This window comes from Pectobacterium carotovorum (assembly GCF_033898505.1).
In the GTDB taxonomy this organism is placed as follows: Bacteria; Pseudomonadota; Gammaproteobacteria; order Enterobacterales; family Enterobacteriaceae; genus Pectobacterium; species Pectobacterium carotovorum_J.
Genome location: NZ_JAXAFK010000004.1, coordinates 81,948 through 101,242, shown reverse-complemented (window position 1 = coordinate 101,242; position 19,295 = coordinate 81,948). Strand labels below are relative to the sequence as shown.

At 52.8% G+C, this 19,295-nt stretch carries 14 protein-coding genes; 7 read left to right on the top strand and 7 right to left on the bottom strand.

Annotation, left to right across the window (positions count from 1 at the left end; all coding sequences use genetic code 11):
• Positions 1-210: 210 nt before the first annotated feature.
• Entirely contained in the window at positions 211-1,068 is an 858-nt protein-coding gene (rpoH, locus tag R9X49_RS17590) for an RNA polymerase sigma factor RpoH (RefSeq protein ID WP_319849646.1), read from the top strand.
• An 81-nt stretch (positions 1,069-1,149) separates the two neighbouring features.
• Here the strand turns inward: rpoH and panM are convergent, their stop codons facing one another.
• Entirely contained in the window at positions 1,150-1,596 is a 447-nt protein-coding gene (gene panM, locus R9X49_RS17585; RefSeq protein ID WP_319849645.1) for an aspartate 1-decarboxylase autocleavage activator PanM, read from the bottom strand.
• A 404-nt stretch (positions 1,597-2,000) separates the two neighbouring features.
• On the opposite strand from panM, the gene R9X49_RS17580 reads away from it, so the two are divergent.
• The 6 genes from R9X49_RS17580 to R9X49_RS17555 all read left to right on the top strand — a co-directional run bounded on the left by R9X49_RS17580 (position 2,001) and on the right by R9X49_RS17555 (position 8,259).
• The gene (locus R9X49_RS17580; RefSeq protein ID WP_319849644.1) at positions 2,001-3,113 is read left to right on the top strand and encodes a branched-chain amino acid ABC transporter substrate-binding protein; all 1,113 of its coding nucleotides are present in this window, start codon (positions 2,001-2,003) and stop codon (positions 3,111-3,113) included.
• A 155-nt stretch (positions 3,114-3,268) separates the two neighbouring features.
• Entirely contained in the window at positions 3,269-4,195 is a 927-nt protein-coding gene (gene livH / locus R9X49_RS17575; protein ID WP_319849643.1) for a high-affinity branched-chain amino acid ABC transporter permease LivH, read from the top strand.
• Positions 4,192-5,466 carry a high-affinity branched-chain amino acid ABC transporter permease LivM gene (locus tag R9X49_RS17570; protein ID WP_319849642.1) on the top strand — a complete coding sequence of 425 codons (1,275 nt, stop codon included), beginning with the start codon at positions 4,192-4,194 and terminating at the stop codon, positions 5,464-5,466. Before livH ends, R9X49_RS17570 begins: the two co-directional genes overlap by 4 nt.
• Positions 5,463-6,233: a high-affinity branched-chain amino acid ABC transporter ATP-binding protein LivG gene (gene livG, locus R9X49_RS17565; RefSeq protein ID WP_010306533.1), complete on the top strand. Its 771-nt coding sequence runs from the start codon at positions 5,463-5,465 to the stop codon at positions 6,231-6,233. The genes R9X49_RS17570 and livG overlap by 4 nt, the downstream gene beginning before the upstream one ends.
• 5 nt (positions 6,234-6,238) lie before the next feature.
• Entirely contained in the window at positions 6,239-6,940 is a 702-nt protein-coding gene (gene livF, locus R9X49_RS17560; RefSeq protein ID WP_012772851.1) for a high-affinity branched-chain amino acid ABC transporter ATP-binding protein LivF, read from the top strand.
• 128 nt (positions 6,941-7,068) lie between these two features.
• Positions 7,069-8,259 (top strand): PLP-dependent aminotransferase family protein, encoded by a 1,191-nt coding sequence (locus R9X49_RS17555; protein WP_319849640.1) that lies wholly within the window; start codon positions 7,069-7,071, stop codon positions 8,257-8,259.
• Between the two features lie 90 nt (positions 8,260-8,349).
• Here R9X49_RS17555 and R9X49_RS17550 read toward each other — a convergent pair whose 3' ends face one another.
• The 6 genes from R9X49_RS17550 to otnI all read right to left on the bottom strand — a co-directional run bounded on the left by R9X49_RS17550 (position 8,350) and on the right by otnI (position 19,264).
• A complete protein-coding gene (locus tag R9X49_RS17550; RefSeq protein ID WP_319849639.1) occupies positions 8,350-9,996 on the bottom strand; it encodes a methyl-accepting chemotaxis protein in 1,647 nt (548 codons plus the stop codon).
• A 592-nt stretch (positions 9,997-10,588) separates the two neighbouring features.
• Positions 10,589-12,259, bottom strand: a complete 1,671-nt coding sequence (locus tag R9X49_RS17545; RefSeq protein ID WP_319849638.1) for a methyl-accepting chemotaxis protein — start codon at positions 12,257-12,259, stop codon at positions 10,589-10,591.
• Between the two features lie 735 nt (positions 12,260-12,994).
• The gene (locus R9X49_RS17540) at positions 12,995-14,665 is read right to left on the bottom strand and encodes a methyl-accepting chemotaxis protein (RefSeq protein ID WP_319849637.1); all 1,671 of its coding nucleotides are present in this window, start codon (positions 14,663-14,665) and stop codon (positions 12,995-12,997) included.
• Positions 14,666-14,950: 285 nt separating this feature from the next.
• On the bottom strand, positions 14,951-16,630 hold the full coding sequence (locus R9X49_RS17535; protein ID WP_319849636.1) for a methyl-accepting chemotaxis protein: 1,680 nt from the start codon (positions 16,628-16,630) through the stop codon (positions 14,951-14,953).
• A gap of 305 nt (positions 16,631-16,935) precedes the next feature.
• Positions 16,936-18,294, bottom strand: a complete 1,359-nt coding sequence (locus R9X49_RS17530) for a GntP family transporter (protein ID WP_225086456.1) — start codon at positions 18,292-18,294, stop codon at positions 16,936-16,938.
• Positions 18,295-18,481: 187 nt separating this feature from the next.
• Positions 18,482-19,264, bottom strand: coding sequence for a 2-oxo-tetronate isomerase (gene otnI, locus R9X49_RS17525; protein ID WP_319849635.1), 783 nt, complete (start codon positions 19,262-19,264; stop codon positions 18,482-18,484).
• Positions 19,265-19,295 lie beyond the last annotated feature (31 nt).

Genomic DNA, 19,295 nt, shown 5'->3' with positions numbered 1-19,295 from the left:
GGCAGGAGGTGAATAAAATGATGGGAACTTGCGAGCGAAATCACAGTCTGAATAGACAGCTTTTAAGATTTGAGTAACCCAGTTTTAGGGTTTTTAATAAAAGTTATCTTTAAGGTGCCGTGTTTTGCCATTTTCGCGCAAAACGATGCGGTGAAGCAGTGCTAAGATAGTCGACGTCAATATGACGAGTAGAGCAACTGAGAGGGTTGAATGACCAAAGATATGCAAACTTTCACCTTAGTTCCCCAGGGCAGTCTGGAAGGGTATATTCGTGCCGCCAATGCCTATCCGATGCTGACGGCGGAGGAAGAGCGGGCGCTGGCTGAACGACTGCATTATCAGGGCGATCTGGATGCGGCTAAGCACCTGATTCTGTCACACCTGCGTTTTGTTATTCACGTTGCCCGTAACTATTCCGGCTACGGCCTGCCACAGGCGGACCTGATTCAGGAAGGGAACATCGGCCTGATGAAGGCGGTACGTCGCTTTAACCCTGAAGTGGGCGTGCGTCTGGTCTCTTTCGCCGTGCACTGGATCAAAGCAGAAATTCACGAATACGTGCTGCGTAACTGGCGTATTGTGAAAGTCGCGACCACCAAAGCACAGCGTAAGCTGTTCTTTAACCTGCGGAAGACGAAAACGCGTCTCGGCTGGTTTAATCAGGATGAAGTCGAGCTGGTAGCACGTGAACTTGGCGTGACCAGCAAAGACGTGCGCGAGATGGAATCCCGTATGGCTGCGCAGGACATGACGTTCGATCCAACGCCGGAAGAAGATTCGCACGACGGCAAGGCGATGTCGCCGATGCTTTACCTACAGGATAAATCGTCTGATTTTGCCGATGGCATTGAAGAAGATAACTGGGAAACGCATGCGGCGGATAAGCTCACCTACGCGCTGGAAGGGCTGGATGAACGTAGTCAGCATATTATTCGTGCCCGCTGGTTGGATGATGACAACAAATCCACCTTGCAGGAACTGGCCGATCAATACGGCGTTTCCGCAGAGCGCGTGCGTCAGTTAGAAAAGAATGCGATGAAAAAACTGCGAGCGGCGATAGAAGCGTAATCGCTCTCACTGCTTCTCTGTAGCGACCGGGTAATGCCCGGTCGTTTTGTTTTTGTCTGATGTCAGGCTGTCGCGTTTGGGTTATGGTTTCTCTGGGTTGATTTCGTCAAGAATCAGCGGCGTTTCTTTTCTGCGAATATAGCGCCAGCCGCCGGATACCGGTGAGAAGCCGCAGGACACCATAAACCGCGCCAGCACTTCCTCTTTGATCGCGGCATGATTGGCCGTGGCCAGCCACCACTCTTTCACTTCAGGAAGCTGACGACGCGCTTCATCAATCAAAAGCTGCCCTACGCCCCGCCGCCGCGTGACTTCTCGCACCATCAGATCGCTCAGTTCCGCATATTCCCCTTCAATTTCGACCAGCACGCCACCTAACAGCCGATCGTTAAAACGGGCGGCAAACAACCGCCGATCGAGCGTGAGCCCTTCTTCAAGTAAATCAATGTTCTGATGCGGCCAAATTTTTGCCAGATCAATTTTATCCTGAGGACTGAATCGGGTGAGGCATTCAACGGTGAGTTTCATTTTTATCGGCACTCCATCATATGAGTGAAGAATAATGTAGTTGTTTTGTAGTGGATCGGTTGTGTAATTTGAGCGTTATGGTTAATAGGGCAAATGTTTTTCTCATTCTCTGTTTTTCGAGTAATCCATCAACAATTAATGCATAAAGTAGAATATCTGACTATATATAAATTAAATGCTGGATTTTGCATCTGGTGTTTTGTGCTGTTTGCTCCGCTTGTTTCTGACAATGTGAGTTGATTTGCAGCATAATATTCCTGTTTAATAATATGAAAAATAAAGCCTTATTAGAAATCATTACTAATAATAACCTAAGCCTTTCTTACTTATAAGAAAATAGCGGGTTATGGCAGAAGGCGGTCAGGTTTTCGGCAATATCCATAATGACAGATGGGGTAAAAAGAATGAAATTCAGTAAAGGTAAAGTATTGCTGATGGGTTGTATGGCTGCGGCGTTTAGCCATGCGGTCAATGCTGCCGATATTAAGGTTGCGGTTGTTGGCGCGATGTCTGGCCCGGTTGCCCAGTATGGCGATATGGAGTTCATTGGCGCGCGTCAGGCTATTGCTGATATCAACGCAAAAGGCGGCATAAACGGTAACAAACTGGTTGGCGTTGAATATGATGACGCGTGCGACCCCAAGCAGGCGGTTGCCGTAGCGAACAAGGTCATCAATGACGGTATCCGTTATGTGATTGGCCATCTGTGTTCCTCCTCTACGCAGCCTGCGTCTGATATTTATGAAGAAGAAGGCGTGATCATGATTACGCCTGCGGCAACCAACGCCGACTTGACCACGCGCGGCTACAAAATGGTGCTGCGTACGACGGGGCTGGATTCCGATCAGGGACCAACCGCAGCGAAGTACATCGTTGAAACCATCAAACCGCAGCGTATCGCCGTGGTGCATGACAAACAGCAATATGGTGAAGGCCTGGCCCGCTCTGTTCAGGATAGCCTGAAAAAAGCCGGTGCGAATGTCGTGCTGTTTGAAGGTGTGACGGCGGGTGACAAAGATTTCTCTACGCTGGTTGCGCGTCTGAAGAAAGAGAACGTCGATTTCGTGTATTTCGGCGGCTACTACCCGGAAATGGGGCAGATTCTGCGCCAATCGCGTCAGGCTGGCATGACCACCAAGTTCATGGGGCCGGAAGGCGTGGGTAACTCCTCGCTGTCCAACATCGCGGGCGATGCGTCTGAAGGGATGCTGGTCACGCTGCCAAAGCGCTACGATCAGGTTCCAGCGAACCAACCGATTGTGGATGCGCTGAAAGCCAAGAAACTGGACCCGACTGGCCCGTTCGTCTGGACAACTTATGCCGCGCTGCAATCGCTGACCACCGCGATGGCGCGTACGGGTAGCGATGAGCCGGAAAAACTGGTCGCGGATCTGAAAGCGAATTCCGTGGATACCGTAATGGGACCATTAAGCTGGGATGCAAAAGGCGACCTGAAAGGGTTTGAATTTGGCGTATTTGAGTGGCACAAAGACGGTACGTCCAGCGCAGTGAAATAATCACCATGCCGGAGGCGGATAACGGATGAATTCGCCGTTGTCTGCCTCTCCGGCGTGGAGAGCATTCTTCGCCCGCTGAGTGTGTACCAATAATAATCCCTCAATACCGAGCCCCCGTTGCCGCAAGGCGCGGGGGCAGCATTTAAGGTTAAGGTATGTCCGAGCAGTTCCTTTACTTTTTTCAGCAGATGTTCAACGGCCTGACGTTGGGCAGCACCTATGCGCTGATCGCCATTGGCTACACCATGGTTTACGGCATTATCGGCATGATTAACTTCGCACACGGCGAAGTGTATATGATCGGTAGCTATGTCTCCTTTATTGTGATTGCGGCCCTGATGATGATGGGCATTGATGCTGGCTGGCTGCTGATTGGCGCCGCTTTCATTGCCGCCGTGGTCATTTCCAGCGCCTACGGCTGGAGTATCGAACGGGTGGCCTATCGACCTGTTCGAACGTCAAAGCGCCTGATTGCGCTGATTTCTGCCATCGGGATGTCAATTTTCCTGCAAAACTACGTCAGCCTGAATCAGGGCTCGCGTGATGTTGCGCTGCCGAGTCTGGTGACCGGCCAGTGGGTGCTGGGCGAAAGCAATGGCTTTGCCGCGACCATTAGCTCCATGCAGCTGATCATCTGGATTGTTACGTTCCTCGCCATGCTGGCGCTGACGTTGTTCATTCGCTATTCCCGTATGGGACGCGCCTGCCGCGCCTGCGCGGAAGACCTGAAAATGGCGAGTCTGCTGGGTATCAGCACCGATCGCGTCATTTCCCTGACCTTCGTCATCGGTGCGCTGATGGCCGCCGTTGCAGGCGTGTTGTTGGGGCAGTTTTACGGCGTCATTAACCCCTATATTGGCTTTATGGCCGGGATGAAAGCCTTTACTGCTGCGGTACTGGGCGGAATCGGCAGTATCCCTGGCGCGATGATCGGTGGGCTGGTTCTGGGCGTAGCCGAAGCGCTGACGTCCGCGTACCTGAGCACGGAATACAAAGATGCGGTGTCGTTTGCTCTGCTGATTGTGGTGCTGCTGGTGATGCCTACCGGCATTCTGGGTCGCCCGGAGGTTGAGAAAGTATGAAACAGCTCAACCTGTTTAACGCGCTGGTTTCCGCGTTCATGCTGCTGGTGCTTGCCTCGTTCTTAATGGGCATGCAGCTGGCGCTGGATGGCACCAAATTGGTGGTGCGCGGTGCTGATGAAGTCCGCTGGTATTGGATTGGCGCGGGCTGCATCGTGGTGTTCTTCTTCCAGTTGATTCGCCCGTTCTTCCAGCAAAGCATCAAGAAATTTTCAGCGCCGTCGCTGGTGTTGCCGAGCTTTGATGGCAGTACGCCTCGGCAGAAGGTATTGGCTGCGGCATTGATTATCGCCGCTATCGCCTGGCCGTTTCTGGTGTCGCGCGGTACGGTGGATATCGCCACCCTCACGCTGATTTACGTGATGCTGGGTCTGGGTTTGAACGTGGTGGTTGGCCTGTCTGGCCTGCTGGTATTGGGCTACGGCGGGTTTTACGCCATCGGCGCGTATACCTATGCGCTGCTGAACCACTATTACGGATTGGGCTTCTGGGAAAGTCTGCCGCTGGCGGGCATGACGGCGGCGCTGTCCGGCTTCCTGCTCGGTTTCCCGGTGCTGCGTTTGCGCGGCGACTATCTGGCGATTGTGACGCTCGGGTTCGGTGAGATTGTCCGTATCCTGTTGCTGAATAACACCGAAATTACCGGTGGCCCGAACGGCATCAGCCAGATCCCTAAACCGACTTTCTTTGGTCTGGAATTCAGCCGCAGCGCGCGCGATGGCGGTTGGGATACGTTCCACAATTTCTTTGGCCTGCAATACGACCCCAGCGACCGTATTATCTTCCTGTATCTGGTCGCGTTGCTGCTGGTCGTGTTGACTCTGTTTGTGATTAACCGCCTGCTGCGGATGCCGCTGGGACGCGCGTGGGAAGCGCTGCGCGATGATGAAATCGCCTGTCGCTCTCTGGGTCTGAGCCCAACGCGCATCAAGCTGACGGCCTTTACTATCAGCGCCGCGTTTGCAGGTTTTGCCGGTACGCTGTTTGCCGCGCGTCAGGGCTTTGTCAGCCCGGAATCATTCACGTTCGCCGAGTCTGCCTTTGTGCTGGCCATCGTCGTGCTGGGCGGAATGGGGTCGCAGTTTGCGGTCATTCTCGCGGCAATCCTGCTGGTGGTGTCTCGCGAACTGATGCGCGATCTGAATGAATACAGCATGCTGTTGCTGGGTGCATTGATGGTTCTGATGATGATTTGGCGTCCGCAAGGCCTGCTGCCGATGAAGCGTCCTGAGATGAAGTTGAAAGTCGCGAAGAAGGAAGATCAAGCATGAGCACGCAGCCACTATTATCAGTCAGAGGTCTGATGATGCGTTTTGGCGGCCTGCTGGCGGTCAACAACGTTGAAATGGATATTCATGCTGGCGAAATCGTCTCGCTGATCGGCCCGAACGGGGCGGGGAAAACCACGGTCTTCAACTGCCTGACCGGTTTTTATCGCCCGAGCGGTGGCACCATCATGCTGCGCGATCGTCATCTGGAAGGGTTACCCGGGCAGGCTATTGCTCGAATGGGCGTGGTGCGTACGTTCCAGCACGTTCGCCTGTTCCGTGAAATGACGGTGGTGGAGAACCTGCTGGTGGCGCAGCATCAACACCTGAAAAGCGGCGTGTTTGCCGGGCTATTGAAAACGCCGGGCTTTCGTCGTGCGGAAGCCGATGCGCAGGAGCGTGCCGCGGTGTGGCTCGAGCGTATTGGCCTGCTGGATTTAGCGAACCGTCAGGCGGGGAATCTGGCTTACGGCCAGCAGCGCCGTCTGGAGATTGCCCGCTGTATGGTGACGCGGCCTGAACTGCTGATGCTGGATGAGCCGGCGGCCGGTCTGAACCCGAAAGAAACTGACGAGTTAAATCAGTTGATTGCGGAACTGCGCGATAGCCATCAGGTATCGGTGCTGTTGATTGAACACGATATGAAGCTGGTCATGGGGATTTCCGACCGGATTTATGTCGTCAATCAGGGCACGCCGCTGGCACAGGGCACCCCAGCTGAAATTCGTAACAACCCGGATGTCATTCGTGCCTATCTGGGTGAAGGATAACGTTTATGCTGTCATTACATCAGGTTTCGGCCCACTACGGAAAAATTCAGGCGCTGCATCAGGTCAGCCTGCATATTAATCAGGGCGAGATTGTTACGCTTATCGGCGCGAACGGCGCCGGTAAAACCACGCTGCTGGGCACGCTGTGTGGCGACCCGCGCGCGACGGAAGGCACCATCACGTTTGACGGTAAGGACATCACGAACTGGCAGACCGCGCAGATTATGCGTGAAGCGATCGCGATTGTACCGGAAGGCCGTCGCGTCTTTTCCCGCATGACGGTAGAAGAAAATCTGGCGATGGGTGGGTTCTTTGCCGATCGCGAGCAGTATCAGGAACGCATTGCGCGTGTCTACGATCTGTTCCCGCGCTTGTATGAGCGACGCGCCCAGCGTTCCGGCACGATGTCCGGCGGTGAGCAGCAGATGCTGGCGATTGGTCGTGCGCTGATGAGCCAGCCGCGTTTACTGTTGCTGGACGAGCCGTCGCTGGGGCTGGCGCCGATTATCATCTTGCAAATTTTCGATACGATCCAGCAACTGCGTGAAGAGGGCATGACCATCTTCCTGGTGGAGCAGAACGCCAATCAGGCGTTGAAACTGGCCGACCGGGGTTATGTACTTGAAAACGGTCATGTCGTGTTGGAAGATACCGGTGCGGCATTGTTAGCTAATGAAGCGGTACGTTCGGCCTATCTGGGCGGATAATTTTTAGAGCAGATCTACCCTAAATCATTCGGGTGGCGGAAAGTGAATGCACATGCCGCTTGAAGGGTGACAGGGAAATCGCTACCGGGCCGGTTTACCGGCCTGTTTCGTAGAAGGGTTAAGAAGAGATGGCCATTGAAGGGTTGTTAGCGCACCGTATCGCTCAGTTAAAAAGTTCCGCCATCCGTGAACTGCTGAAACACAGCAAGATGGAAAATATTATCTCGCTGGCTGGCGGAATTCCGTCAGATGCATTGTTTGATTTTGAAGGGTTAAGCCAGGCTACGCAGTTAGCGATTACCGAACAGCCGAAAACGGCATTCCAGTATGGCTTAACCGAAGGCAGCGGCGTGTTGCGCGATCGCATTGCCGAATTATGCGCCGTGCGCGGCGTAAAAACGCGCGGTGATGATATTGTTGTGACGGCCGGTTCACAGCAGGCGCTGGACCTGATTATGCGCTCGATGGTCGATCCGGGCGACGTGTTCGTCGTTGAGCGCCCGACGTATCTGGCGGCGCTGCAAACGCTGGAACTGGCGCAGGCGCAGGTGATGTCTGTGTCATCTGATGCCAACGGCATGGTCGTCGACGAGCTGGAAGAGCTGCTGAAGAAACAGCGTATCAAAGGCGTTTATATCGTTCCTAACTTCGGCAACCCGAGCGGCGTTACGCTGAGCTATGAACGTCGTCTGCAACTAATTCAGCTGGCGGAGCGCTACGGTTTTGTCATTATCGAAGACGACCCCTATGGCGAGCTGCGCTTCACCGAAGAGCGTAACCCTACGCTGTTCCAACTGGCGCAGGAGAAGCTGGGTAGCACGGAATACGTGCTGTATACCTCCACGTTCTCGAAAGTGCTGGCACCGGGACTGCGTCTTGGCTGGGCGATTCTGCCGGACTGGCTGTTGCACAAAGTGGCGATTATCAAACAGGCCGCCGACCTGCACGCCAGCGCGTTGTCGCAGACTGTCGCGGAATGCTATCTGGGCCTGGGTCGTCTGGATTCGCAGATCGAAAAAATTCGCCACGCCTATAAGCACAAAGGCGAACTGCTGGCGCAACTGGTCGAGAAGGAACTGGGTGATGTGATCACCTTCAACCAGCCGAAAGGCGGGATGTTCCTGTGGGCGAAGTTCCGCCAAGACGATTTCAACACGACGGAGTGGCTGAAGAAGACGCTGGAGCAGGGCGTTGTCTTCGTGCCGGGCGAATTCTTCTTCCCAGACAATATCGATTACTCAACGCTGCGTCTGTCCTTTGCAACGGCAACGGATGAGCAAATGCATGAAGCGGTGGCACGCCTGCGTCGAGCGCTGTAATCACCGATAATGAATTGCCCGTTAATGTGAAAAAACCGCTGATATCTCAGCGGTTTTTCTTTTTTAACGTCGCGTTAATCGGTTGTGTGTTTAAAAGGTTTCCCAGTTTGTGTGACTTGAACTACCGGCCAGCGCCAGTTTGGGCCTGGGCAGCGTAGCGGCCTGTGGTGCAGCACGCTGTGGCTGGATACCGTCGATTTTGAACACGCTCATTAATTCAACCAGATGTCTGGCCTGTTGATTCAGGCTATCCGCAGCGGAAGCTGATTCTTCAACCAGCGCCGCGTTCTGCTGGGTGACCTGATCGAGCTGATTAACTGCATCGTTCACCTGAGAAACGCCCTGTTCTTGCTCGTGGGTGGTCAGGCCGATCTCATTGATAAGGTTGGCGACACGCTGCGACTGCTCCACGACTTCCTCGATGGTTACACCTGCTTCGTTAACTAACTGCTCGCCCGCTTCCACTTTTCTTACGCTGATGCCAATCAGATCCTTGATTTCACGTGCTGCGGAAGCAGAACGCTGAGCCAGCGAGCGCACTTCTCCGGCAACTACGGCGAACCCACGCCCCTGTTCTCCGGCGCGGGCGGCTTCGACGGCGGCGTTGAGCGCCAGAATGTTGGTCTGGAAAGCAATGCCGTCAATCACACCGATAATATCGCCGATTTTACGTGAACTGGCGGTGATCTCTTCCATGGTTCGCACGACATGGTTAACCACATCCCCTCCTTTGCGGGCGGCGGCACTGGCTGTATTTGCGAGCTGTGCGGCGTTACGCACGGTGTCGGCGTTCTGTTTCACCGTAGTGTTCATTTGTTCCATAGAGGCGGCGGTTTCCTGCAGGTTCGCGGCCTGTTCTTCCGTGCGCTGACTCAGATCGGTATTGCCGATGGCAATCTGGCTGGCACCTGTGGCGATAGACTCGCTGCTTTGATGGACTTGCCCGACAATGCTGCTCAGGCTTTGGCGCATTTCCTCCATTGCGGCGAGGACGCTGGTGGTGTCTCCGTCACGCCGTTCAATGGCGATGGCAAGATTCCCTTGGGCGACCTGGCGGGTCACCTCCAGCGTATAGGCGGGCTCCCCACCCAACTGGCGCTTGATTTTCCGGGTGATCCACCAGGCAACAACGCCTCCTAACAGGGCAGAACACAATGCGATGATTAGCATTAGGGTGCCAGCGTGTAACGCATTATTCTCAGAGTCATTGGCGAGCTCGACAGTCAGCTGTTTTTGCATCTCAACCATTTTATCCAGAATGTCGAATACGCTTGCTTGCGTGGTACGAACCTCCGTCAGTAGGAAATTGCGAAACGCGTCGTGTTCGTTGGACATGGCCAGTTCAGTCGCCTTTTTCATGCTGCTGGTATACGCAGGGCGAGCTTGATCCAGCGTGCTGAGCAGCGTTTTAGCGTCGTTATCCACGAGGTTCTTCCGTATTTTCTCCAGCAACTCGCTATTACGTGCGATGGTTTGCTCAATACGATCTTTTTCCACCTTCATTTGCTGTTGATCGGTCAAAAGCGCAATATTTCTGATAGAGCGTGCTGCGATGTTGACGTTATCTTTCACTTCCTGCATCAGCAGAAGGTTGGTAATACGCATTTGTGACAAAAGCTGGATGTTTCCTCCAAGTTTTTCTAACTGGACGCGACCCAATATGGCGACTAAAAACCCAATCACGATAATTAACGTAAAGCCTGTTCCTAACATTTTTCCCAAACTCATATTTTTCATGATGTTCCTTTTTTATTTATTGAAGTCTGACACGGCAGGTGTCGTTATTTTCTGTTAAGGGGTGATGGTACAGACGCGATTCACCCGGTGAACTCTATTACTTGCATCATTCCCTTTATCTCCCGGTGTCTTTCTGGTACAGGAAGAACAGCGACATTTATGCCCCGATCGCTACATTATCGAACGGAGCTCGCTGTCGCTTGCATACAGGTATGGAATGTCTGTTGGGAATATTTACAGACTAAGGGAATGACAAATAAAGTGTAGACAATAACGTGGTAGGTTGATGGGAGAATAAACGTAACAAAAACCCCTGATTTATTAGATGGAAAAAATTTAATATTATTTTCTTATGGTGATAAGAATAGATAATAAATGCTAATCAATAAATTTATACCTAATAAGAGTTAGGCCTTTTTCTTAACGCCCATTAATTTGTAAATCATTATTTCCAGCTGTGTTATTTATTAATGAGTGCGGTTTTTTAACCTTGTTATTTCTTTTATCCTTATACAATAAAAGGCCGCTGAAGACTCAGCGGCTTTATTTTTTTGCGATAAGACTGGGGGAATCTGTCGATCGATCGCGTTCGTTAAAACGTTTCCCAGTTATCGCGGCTTGTGCCGCCCGATTGGCTTGCCAGAGCCAGTCTCGGCGCTGTCTGCTGCTTCAGCTGTGCGGTCAGGCGTGGCGCTGGCGTCTGAACGCCGCTGATTTTGAACACGCCCATTAATTCCAGCAGCGTTCTGGCCTGCTCACTCAGACTGTCGGCGGCGGAGGCCGACTCTTCAACCAGTGCGGCGTTCTGCTGGGTCACCTGATCGAGCTGATTCACGGCATCATTCACCTGAGCAACGCCCTGTTCCTGCTCGTGCGTTGTCAGGCCGATTTCGCTGAGCAGATTGGCAACATGCTGAGATTTTTCGACAATGTCTTTGATGGTGATGCCCGCGTCGTTCACCATCTTCTCGCCCATTTCCACGTTAGCCACGCTTACGTTAATCAGATCTTTGATTTCACGGGCGGCGGAAGCGGAACGCTGTGCCAGAGAGCGCACTTCACCCGCGACCACGGCGAAGCCACGGCCTTGTTCACCGGCTCTGGCGGCTTCAACGGCGGCGTTAAGTGCCAAGATGTTGGTCTGAAACGCAATGCTGTCAATAACGCCGATAATGTCGCCAATCTTACGCGAGCTGGCGGTGATATCTTCCATGGTACGCACAACGTTATTGACCGCATCGCCGCCTTTTTGCGCCGTGGTGCTGGCGGAATGGGCCAGTTCCGTTGCGGTGCGCACGGTCGCCGCATTCTGCTTCACCGTGGTATTCATTTGTTCCATCGAGGCGGCGGTTTCCTGAAGATTTGCAGCCTGTTCTTCCGTGCGTTGGCTCAGATCGGTGTTGCCCATGGCAATCTGCGTCGCGCCGGTGGCGATCGATTCGCTGCTCTGATGCACCTGACCGACCAGGTTGCTCAGGTTTTGACGCATCTCTTCCATCGCTGCCAGTACGCTGGTGGTGTCGCCATCGCGCAGTTCAATCGCGACGGCCAGATTCCCCTGTGCAACCTGACGCGTCACTTCCAGCGTGTAGGCTGGCTCACCCCCGAGCTGGCGCTTAATGGTGCGGGTAATCCACCATGAGATCATGGCACCCAGCACGACAGAAAGCAGGGCGATGATGACCATCAGCGTGCCCGCGTGAGTCGCATTTTTTAAAGACTGGTCGGCGATTTCTACCGTGAGCTTCTCTTGCCAGTTGACCATGTCATTCAGGGCCTTGAAGACGGCGTCCTGTTTCACCCGCACGTCTGTCAGTAACAGATGTTGCGCTTCGCTGTTCTTATTCGCCATGGCTAATGTGATGGTATGGGTATAGCTACTGCTGTAAGCCGGGCGCACGCGCTCCAGTTCCGCGACCAATTCCTGAGCACGTTTATCGACGGCGCTGTCGTGTATTTTGGTGAGTAACGCGTTATTGCGGGAGACCATCTCCTCGATACGCACTTTCTCTTCCTGCATCTGCCGACTGTCTTCCAGCATCGTCAGGTTTCTGATGGCGAGGGCATTGGTGTTTATGTTGTCTTTAAACTCCTGCATCATGATGAGGTTGGTAATGCGAACCTGCGACAGCAGCTGGATATTTTCCCCGAGTTTATCTAACTGTATACGGCCAAATACTGCCACCAGAAAACCGATGGCGATGACCAAGGTAAAGCCAGTCCCTAGCATTTTACCCAGGCTGCTATTTTTGATGAGATTCATTGTGTCCCTTATTATATGTTGAAAGCGATTTTTGTTAAAACTGGTGTATTTTTAATGTGAAAGAGACGTTGCGAGAACATATTGATTTTGCAAACGTCATAGCGTTTATGTTTCCCTTTACTCATTGCCCGTTTCCTTATGGTAATAAACGTAAGCTGCGCTTACTGGTTCCTGTGACGTTATTCATTAAATGATGACGATGGATAAAATGCGGTGTGCTGTGAGTGTGAGCCGATCGGAATAACATCTACATATAAGAAGAGATGATGGCGCAGGAGTATAAAGGGGGGAAAGAAAAGCCGCAATATCGGTAGGGTTTATATTTGGTGCTAGCGGAGGTGGATAGGTGTAATGTTAAATTGACAGTGTTGTTAATAAACGTTGTGATTATGATTTTTTGCTTATTTATTCAGCTCTAAAGCGATCTTTATTTTTTATTCATTCTTTTTTTTCGAAAGATATGATGTTTTTACCATCATATATTTGATGTTTTTATCATCTCAAATTGTCGTTTCTCTTTTTTTGTATTGATTTCATTCTATTTCGCTTAAAATAAAGCTGATTGCTGGTTTTTATTAATTGCTTTTCCCTATTGAAAGGAATTGGCGTGTTTCTTCGGTGCGTGCGGGTAAAGCATACGTAGTGGCACGTGCTGAGTCGTCATGAGAAAAATTTGGATCGGAAGGGGGTAAAAACGCCGATCGCTCAGCGGCTTCGGCGTTTTTTGATTAACCGTTAAAAGGTTTCCCAGTTTTGCTTATCGCTTCCCGGGGTGCTTTTCGGCTTGGCAAGTGAGAGCGTGGTGCTGTCAGGTCTTTTCAACTGTGGGGCAGAGCGCTGCGACGATCCGCCTTCAACGATGAAGACTTTCATCAACTCAACCAGATGGGCGGCCTGTTCGCTCAGGCTATCGGCGGCGGATGCTGATTGCTCAACGAGTGCGGCGTTCTGCTGCGTGACCTGATCGAGCTGGTTAACGGCTTCATGAATCTGCGAGACGCCGGATTCTTGTTCCTGCGTGGTAATGCCAATTTCGTTAATCAGATCGGCAACGTGGCGCGCCTGACGAACCAGTTCTTCAATCGTCGTTCCCGCATCGCTGACCAGCGCGGATCCCGTCTCCACTTTCTCGACGCTGTGGCCGATCAGTTCTTTAATCTCTTTGGCTGCGGTGGCGGAGCGCTGTGCCAGCGAGCGAACTTCGCCTGCCACCACGGCAAAGCCACGGCCCTGCTCACCCGCCCGGGCGGCTTCTACCGCTGCGTTGAGCGCCAGAATGTTGGTCTGGAAAGCGATGCCGTCAATCACGCTAATGATGTCGCTAATCTTGTGCGAGCTGTCGGTAATTTCTTTCATGGTGACCACGATATTGCCGACGGCTTCACCGCCTTTCGCCGCGGTATTGCTGGCGGCCTGCGCCAGTTGGGCGGCGTTACGCACCGTATCGGTATTTTGACGCACCGTTTGGCTCATTTCTTCCGTAGAGGCTGCGGTTTGTTGCAGGTTGGCCGCCTGTTCTTCCGTACGTTGGCTAAGATCCGCGCTGCCAGCCGCAATCTGTCTGGCACCGGTGGCGATAGATTCGCTGCTCTCACGCACCTGCTCAACAATGCTGCTTAAGCTTTTGCGCATGTTATTCATTGCGAACAGCAAACTGGTATTGTCGCCTGACGTAAGAGCGACCGGTATTGCCAGATTACCTTGTGCGATTTCTTGTGTTACCTGTGTGGCATAGGCAGGTTCACCACCCAGTTGCTTCTTGATATGACGGGTAATCAGCCAGGCGATGCCTGCGCCGAACAATGAAGCGATGACCGCCAGAATCAGCAGTGAATTGCCATCGTAGTAGGACTCTTCAATCGCGTTGGTTGCCGTTTGCGTGGTGTAGTCTTTCTGCAACTGAATCATGGTGTTCAGATTGTTAAAAAGCTTGGTTTGGATAGGTTCAAGCTGGGTTTTCACCAACTCGATAGATTCAGCCTGTCTATTGCTGAGTGACAGTGCGACGGCCTGGCGGCCCACGGTGGCAAATTCGGTGCGATTTTGCTGAAGTTCACCCAAAATATTGCGGACCTCGGTTGCCCGTAAATTGGCTTCCAGTTGAGCGACGAGCGTCGTGTTTTTGGCACTCGTGGTTTCAATCAGCTTTTGATTGTCTTCCAGTACCTTTTGTTCGGTCGCGATAAGCATACGCAACGTGGCTTTGATCGTGACGTTAAGGTTATCTTTCAATTCTTGTAGCACGATGAGATTGGCAAGGTGGTGTTTGGCCAGTCTATCCGTCGTATTACCGAGGCCAACCAGATGCATTCTGCCGAAGATGGCCACTAACAGGCCAATAATAATAACAATGGCAAAGCCTGAACCGACCTGAGTACCCAGTTTCATTTTTTTTGTACGCTGCATGTTATCCTCATGACTTATTTACAGTATTTATTGTTATTAAGCAGATTTTCCTTTGCACGCGGGAAGCCATGTTCTGCTGCGGCATCTCGTCCATTTGATGAATAATTAAGCACTTCACTCTAGAATATCGGCATGAGCAGGGAAAACATTGATTTTAATTGTCGCCTTTGCTGTATGGCGCATGTGGATGAGGAAAAACCAGAAAACGTAGGGGATGGCGGGGACTGGCAGTGAATAGAGGTAAAAGTGAAGAGGGGGATGCGCGATCCATCCCCCTGTGTAGAATCAGAACTGTTCCCAGTTTTGATTATCGCTTCCCGTGCTGCTTCTGTGATGGGTAAGTGAAAGCTTTGCGCTGTCAGGTCTTTTTAGCTGCGGAGCTGGGCGCTGTGACGATCCACCTTCAACGATGAAGACTTTCATCAGTTCGACCAAATGGGCTGCCTGATCGCTCAGGCTATCGGCGGCGGACGCGGATTGCTCAACGAGTGCGGCGTTCTGCTGCGTAACCTGATCGAGTTGGTTCACTGCGTCATGAATCTGTGAGACGCCGGATTCCTGCTCCTGGGTGGTCACGCCGATTTCGTTAATCAGATCGGCAACGTGGCGCGCCTGACGAACCAGTTCTTCAATCGTCGTTCCCGCATCGCTGACCAGCGCGGATCCTGTTTCCACTTTCTCGACGCTGTGGCCGATCAGCTCTTTAATTTCTTTAGCTGCGGTGGCGGAGCGCTGCGCCAGCGAGCGAACTTCACCTGCCACCACGGCAAAGCCACGGCCCTGCTCACCCGCCCGAGCGGCTTCTACCGCCGCGTTGAGCGCCAGAATGTTGGTTTGGAAGGCGATGCCGTCAATGACGCTGATGATGTCGCCAATTTTGTGCGAACTGTCGGTAATTTCTTTCATGGTGACCACGATATTGCCGACGGCTTCACCGCCTTTAGCCGCGGTGTTGCTGGCGGCCTGCGCCAGTTGAGCGGCATTACGCACGGTGTCTGAGTTCTGGCGTACGGTTTGGCTCATCTCTTCCATTGAGGCGGCGGTTTGTTGCAGGTTGGCCGCCTGCTCTTCCGTACGCTGGCTGAGGTCAGTGCTGCCTGCGGCGATCTGGCTGGCACCGGTGGCGATAGATTCACTGCTCTCACGTACCTGTTCAACAATGCCGCTCAGACTTTTACGCATCGCATTCATGGCTGCCAGCATGCTGTGGTTATCGCCGGGACGCAGATTGACCGTGACGGCCAGATTTCCCTGGGCAATGGCCTGTGCGATCTGAGCGGCATAAACCACTTCTCCACCCAATAGTCCTTTAATCGTGCGGGTAATCAGTACGGAAACCAGAATACCGACCAGCACCGCAATCGCGGCGAAGATAATCAGCGTGTTGCCGTCGCCACGTGCTTCCTGCATGGCGCTGGTTGTCATGTCCTGCGTCCGCTTTTTCTGGAATTGCGCCATGCTATCCAGCGCGGTGAAAACCGGTGCCTGCGTCACCTGCATCTCATTGACCATGATCTGCACGGCACGCGCTCTTTCTTCTGCGTTTTCGGACAGACCAAGTTCAACCGCTTTATTCACAGCATCCCGGTAGGCCGGACGCGCCTGTGTCAGGCTCTCCAAAGAGTCGCGGGTTTCAGGTTCGGACAGGTGCGCATACAGTTTGGTCAGGGTTTCAGTATTGCGGGCAATTTGCTGATCGATCAGGCGCTTTTCTTCCTGAATACGGTTCCTGTCATCGGTCAGGCCAATGTTACGCACTGAACGTGCCACGGCATCAAAGCCGCTTTTGGCGTCTTGTATCAGGATGAGGCTGGCCAGATTTTTTTCGGATAGCGATTCAATATCTTCACCCAGATCGAGCAGATGGAAACGCCCCAGAACGGCGACCATCAGACCGATGATGATGACAGAGGCGAAGCCGGTACCGAGCATGGTGCCAAGCTTCATTTTTGCGAGAAAATTCATAATGTTCCTTTATTATTTTTTATCGGTGATGCAGGTTCTGCTTTGTGGATTGGGTCTCTTCTGCGACAGGTCAGGAATAGGGTGTACTTCTGATGACGTCATGTTTTGGTATGCAGACTTGCTTAGCGGTGGCAAGGGAACGCGCGGTTCTTTACCCCATGCACAGTATAAAGACAGGGCGTGGATAGGCAGATGTGGAATATAGGAATAAAACGGGCGCATTTTCCGGCATAAGAAGAAAAACCGCTGATATTCAGCGGTTTTTCCTTTAGTGAAACGTCGTAAGGGGTGAAACAGTGAGAGGTTTACATCACCAGCCACAACGCCCAGGTGAAGAGGAATCCGGCCAGTCCGAGAATGGTCGTCAGTACCGTCCAGGTACGCAGGCCATCGGCGACGGACAGCCCCAGATACTTGGTGACGATCCAGAAACCGGAGTCATTGACGTGCGACAGGCCCAGTCCGCCAAAGCAGGCAGAGAGCGTTACCAGCACCAGCTGCATCTGGTTCAGGCCGCTGACGGCTTCGCTCAGCAGGCCGCAGGTGGTAAGAATGGCGACGGTGGCGGAGCCTTGCGAAGCGCGCAGCGCCAGCGACAGAATAAATGCGGCAGGCACCAGCGGCAGGTGAATGCTGGTCAACGTATCCGCCAGTGCTTTACCGATGCCTGATTCCACCAGCACTTTACCGAATACGCCACCCGCACCGGTCACCATAATGACCATCGCCGCGGCAGGCATGGCATCGCCCATTACACCGCTGGCTTTCTCCAGCGACCAGCCACGACGCAGGGCAATCAGCCAGAACGCTAACGCCAGCGCAATCAGCAGCGCCACGGCAGGAGAGCCGACCAGCGACATCACGTTACGTACCGGGTGTCCGGCAGGCAGAATGGTCGCAGACACGGTGCCGAGCATAATGATGGCGATGGGAATCGCAATCAGCGCAGCGATCAGCCCAGCCGAGGGAGCCGATACAGGCGCGGTATCTGGCGTCGCATCTTCCGGTTTTGCCAGCTGTAACTGCTCTAATACTTCAACAGAAAGCGCATACTTACGGCGGTTCATGGCCTTGGCAGCCCAATAGCTGATGATGCCGACAGGAATCGACACCAGCAGGCCAATGATGGTCAGCCAGCCGATATCCGCATTTAACAGGCCAGCGGCGGCGACCGGACCGGGATGCGGCGGCAGCGCAACGTGCACTGTCAGCATCACGCCCGCGACGGGCAAACCAAATTTAATCGGAGAGACTTTCGCGACTTTCGCAAAGCCGTAAATAATCGGGGCGAGGATAATAAAGCCGACATCAAAAAAGACCGGAATACCCAGAATAAAGGCGGCGATGGTTAATGCTGCCACCATCAATCCCGGCCCCATTAATTGGGCAAAGCGGTGCGCCAGAGATTCCGCGCCGCCGGACACTTCGATCATTCTGCCCAGCATGGCGCCGAGGCCGATAATAATCGCCACCGAACCGAGAATACCGCCCATACCGGAGGTAATAACCTTCATCACTTCGCCGGTGGGAATACCCGTTGCCAGTGCAACAAGCAAGCTAACGACCAGCAGGGCCACAAAGGGCTGAATTTTAAATTTAATGACCATCAGCAGCAGGAGTAATACCCCGGCGATAGCGATGCAGAGTAAGAGCGAGGTGGCCATGTTCTTATCCTCATTGACCCATTTTGCAATTCAGAGGCTGAAAAGGTATTGGGTTATTGTTTTATTTGAAGAAAAGGGTGACCTGATTCCCACATTGAAATAATGCGGGAATCTGACCTTTTCTCGTATTTTATAAATGTGTCTCTGGTGTTTTTTTATAAAAATAGTAATGCATTGCCGCGATGGCTTATTTCTTCAGCCAGGGTTTAGCCCATCCCAATCCGTCTTCGGTTTTGCCACGTGGGTTATATTCACAGCCAATCCAGCCGGAATAATTCACGCGATCCAATTCGGCAAAGATGAATGGATAATTAATTTCCCCTTCATCGGGTTCATGCCGTGCAGGCACCGAGGCAATTTGAATATGTCCGATGCGACCAGCCAAATCGTGAATAATTTGCATCAGGTTGCCATCGACAATCTGCGCGTGGAAGAAATCCAGCTGGATATAGACGTTCGGTCGATCGATCAGATTGGCTAATTCCAGCGCCTGATACTGACTGGCGAACAGATAATTCGGTTTCACCTTCGCACTCAGCGCCTCAATCATGATATTGATGCCGTGCGGTGCAAATTTATCGGCGGCGTAGCGCAGGTTATCGATAAAGGTTTGCTGATAGGCCGCGCGGTCTTCACCGGGCGGGACGACGCCTCCCATCACCAGTACTGAAGGACAGTTGAGCGCCAGCGCGTATTCCAGTGCGTTATCGATATCCCGGCGAGCATCCTCAATGCGGTCGGGCAGGGCGGAGACGCCCCATTCGCCTGCGGCGATATTACCGGGCGCGGTATTGAACAACACCTGCTTCAGGCCATTTTCCCGCAGCTTTTCTGCCAGCAGCGGTGCCGGATATTCATAAGGAAACAGGTACTCGACCGAGGTGAAACCCGCATCGGCAGCGGCTTTAAAACGATCGAGAAACGGCACGTCGGTAAACAGCATAGAAAGGTTGGCAGCAAACTTAGGCATGGTTAACTCCTCGGTTCAGCAAAAAATGGCT

Excerpts from the sequence above, each read along its gene's own strand:
- R9X49_RS17540 (WP_319849637.1), bottom strand. The coding sequence starts at position 14,665 with ATGCAGCGTACAAAAAAAATGAAACTGGGTACTCAGGTCGGTTCAGGC.
- R9X49_RS17530 (WP_225086456.1), bottom strand. The coding sequence starts at position 18,294 with ATGGCCACCTCGCTCTTACTCTGCATCGCTATCGCCGGGGTATTACTC.
- R9X49_RS17570 (WP_319849642.1), top strand. The coding sequence starts at position 4,192 with ATGAAACAGCTCAACCTGTTTAACGCGCTGGTTTCCGCGTTCATGCTG.
- panM (WP_319849645.1), bottom strand. The coding sequence starts at position 1,596 with ATGAAACTCACCGTTGAATGCCTCACCCGATTCAGTCCTCAGGATAAA.
- R9X49_RS17535 (WP_319849636.1), bottom strand. The coding sequence starts at position 16,630 with ATGAATTTTCTCGCAAAAATGAAGCTTGGCACCATGCTCGGTACCGGC.
- otnI (WP_319849635.1), bottom strand. The coding sequence starts at position 19,264 with ATGCCTAAGTTTGCTGCCAACCTTTCTATGCTGTTTACCGACGTGCCG.
- R9X49_RS17550 (WP_319849639.1), bottom strand. The coding sequence starts at position 9,996 with ATGAAAAATATGAGTTTGGGAAAAATGTTAGGAACAGGCTTTACGTTA.
- livH (WP_319849643.1), top strand. The coding sequence starts at position 3,269 with ATGTCCGAGCAGTTCCTTTACTTTTTTCAGCAGATGTTCAACGGCCTG.
- R9X49_RS17580 (WP_319849644.1), top strand. The coding sequence starts at position 2,001 with ATGAAATTCAGTAAAGGTAAAGTATTGCTGATGGGTTGTATGGCTGCG.
- livF (WP_012772851.1), top strand. The coding sequence starts at position 6,239 with ATGCTGTCATTACATCAGGTTTCGGCCCACTACGGAAAAATTCAGGCG.
- livG (WP_010306533.1), top strand. The coding sequence starts at position 5,463 with ATGAGCACGCAGCCACTATTATCAGTCAGAGGTCTGATGATGCGTTTT.
- R9X49_RS17555 (WP_319849640.1), top strand. The coding sequence starts at position 7,069 with ATGGCCATTGAAGGGTTGTTAGCGCACCGTATCGCTCAGTTAAAAAGT.
- rpoH (WP_319849646.1), top strand. The coding sequence starts at position 211 with ATGACCAAAGATATGCAAACTTTCACCTTAGTTCCCCAGGGCAGTCTG.
- R9X49_RS17545 (WP_319849638.1), bottom strand. The coding sequence starts at position 12,259 with ATGAATCTCATCAAAAATAGCAGCCTGGGTAAAATGCTAGGGACTGGC.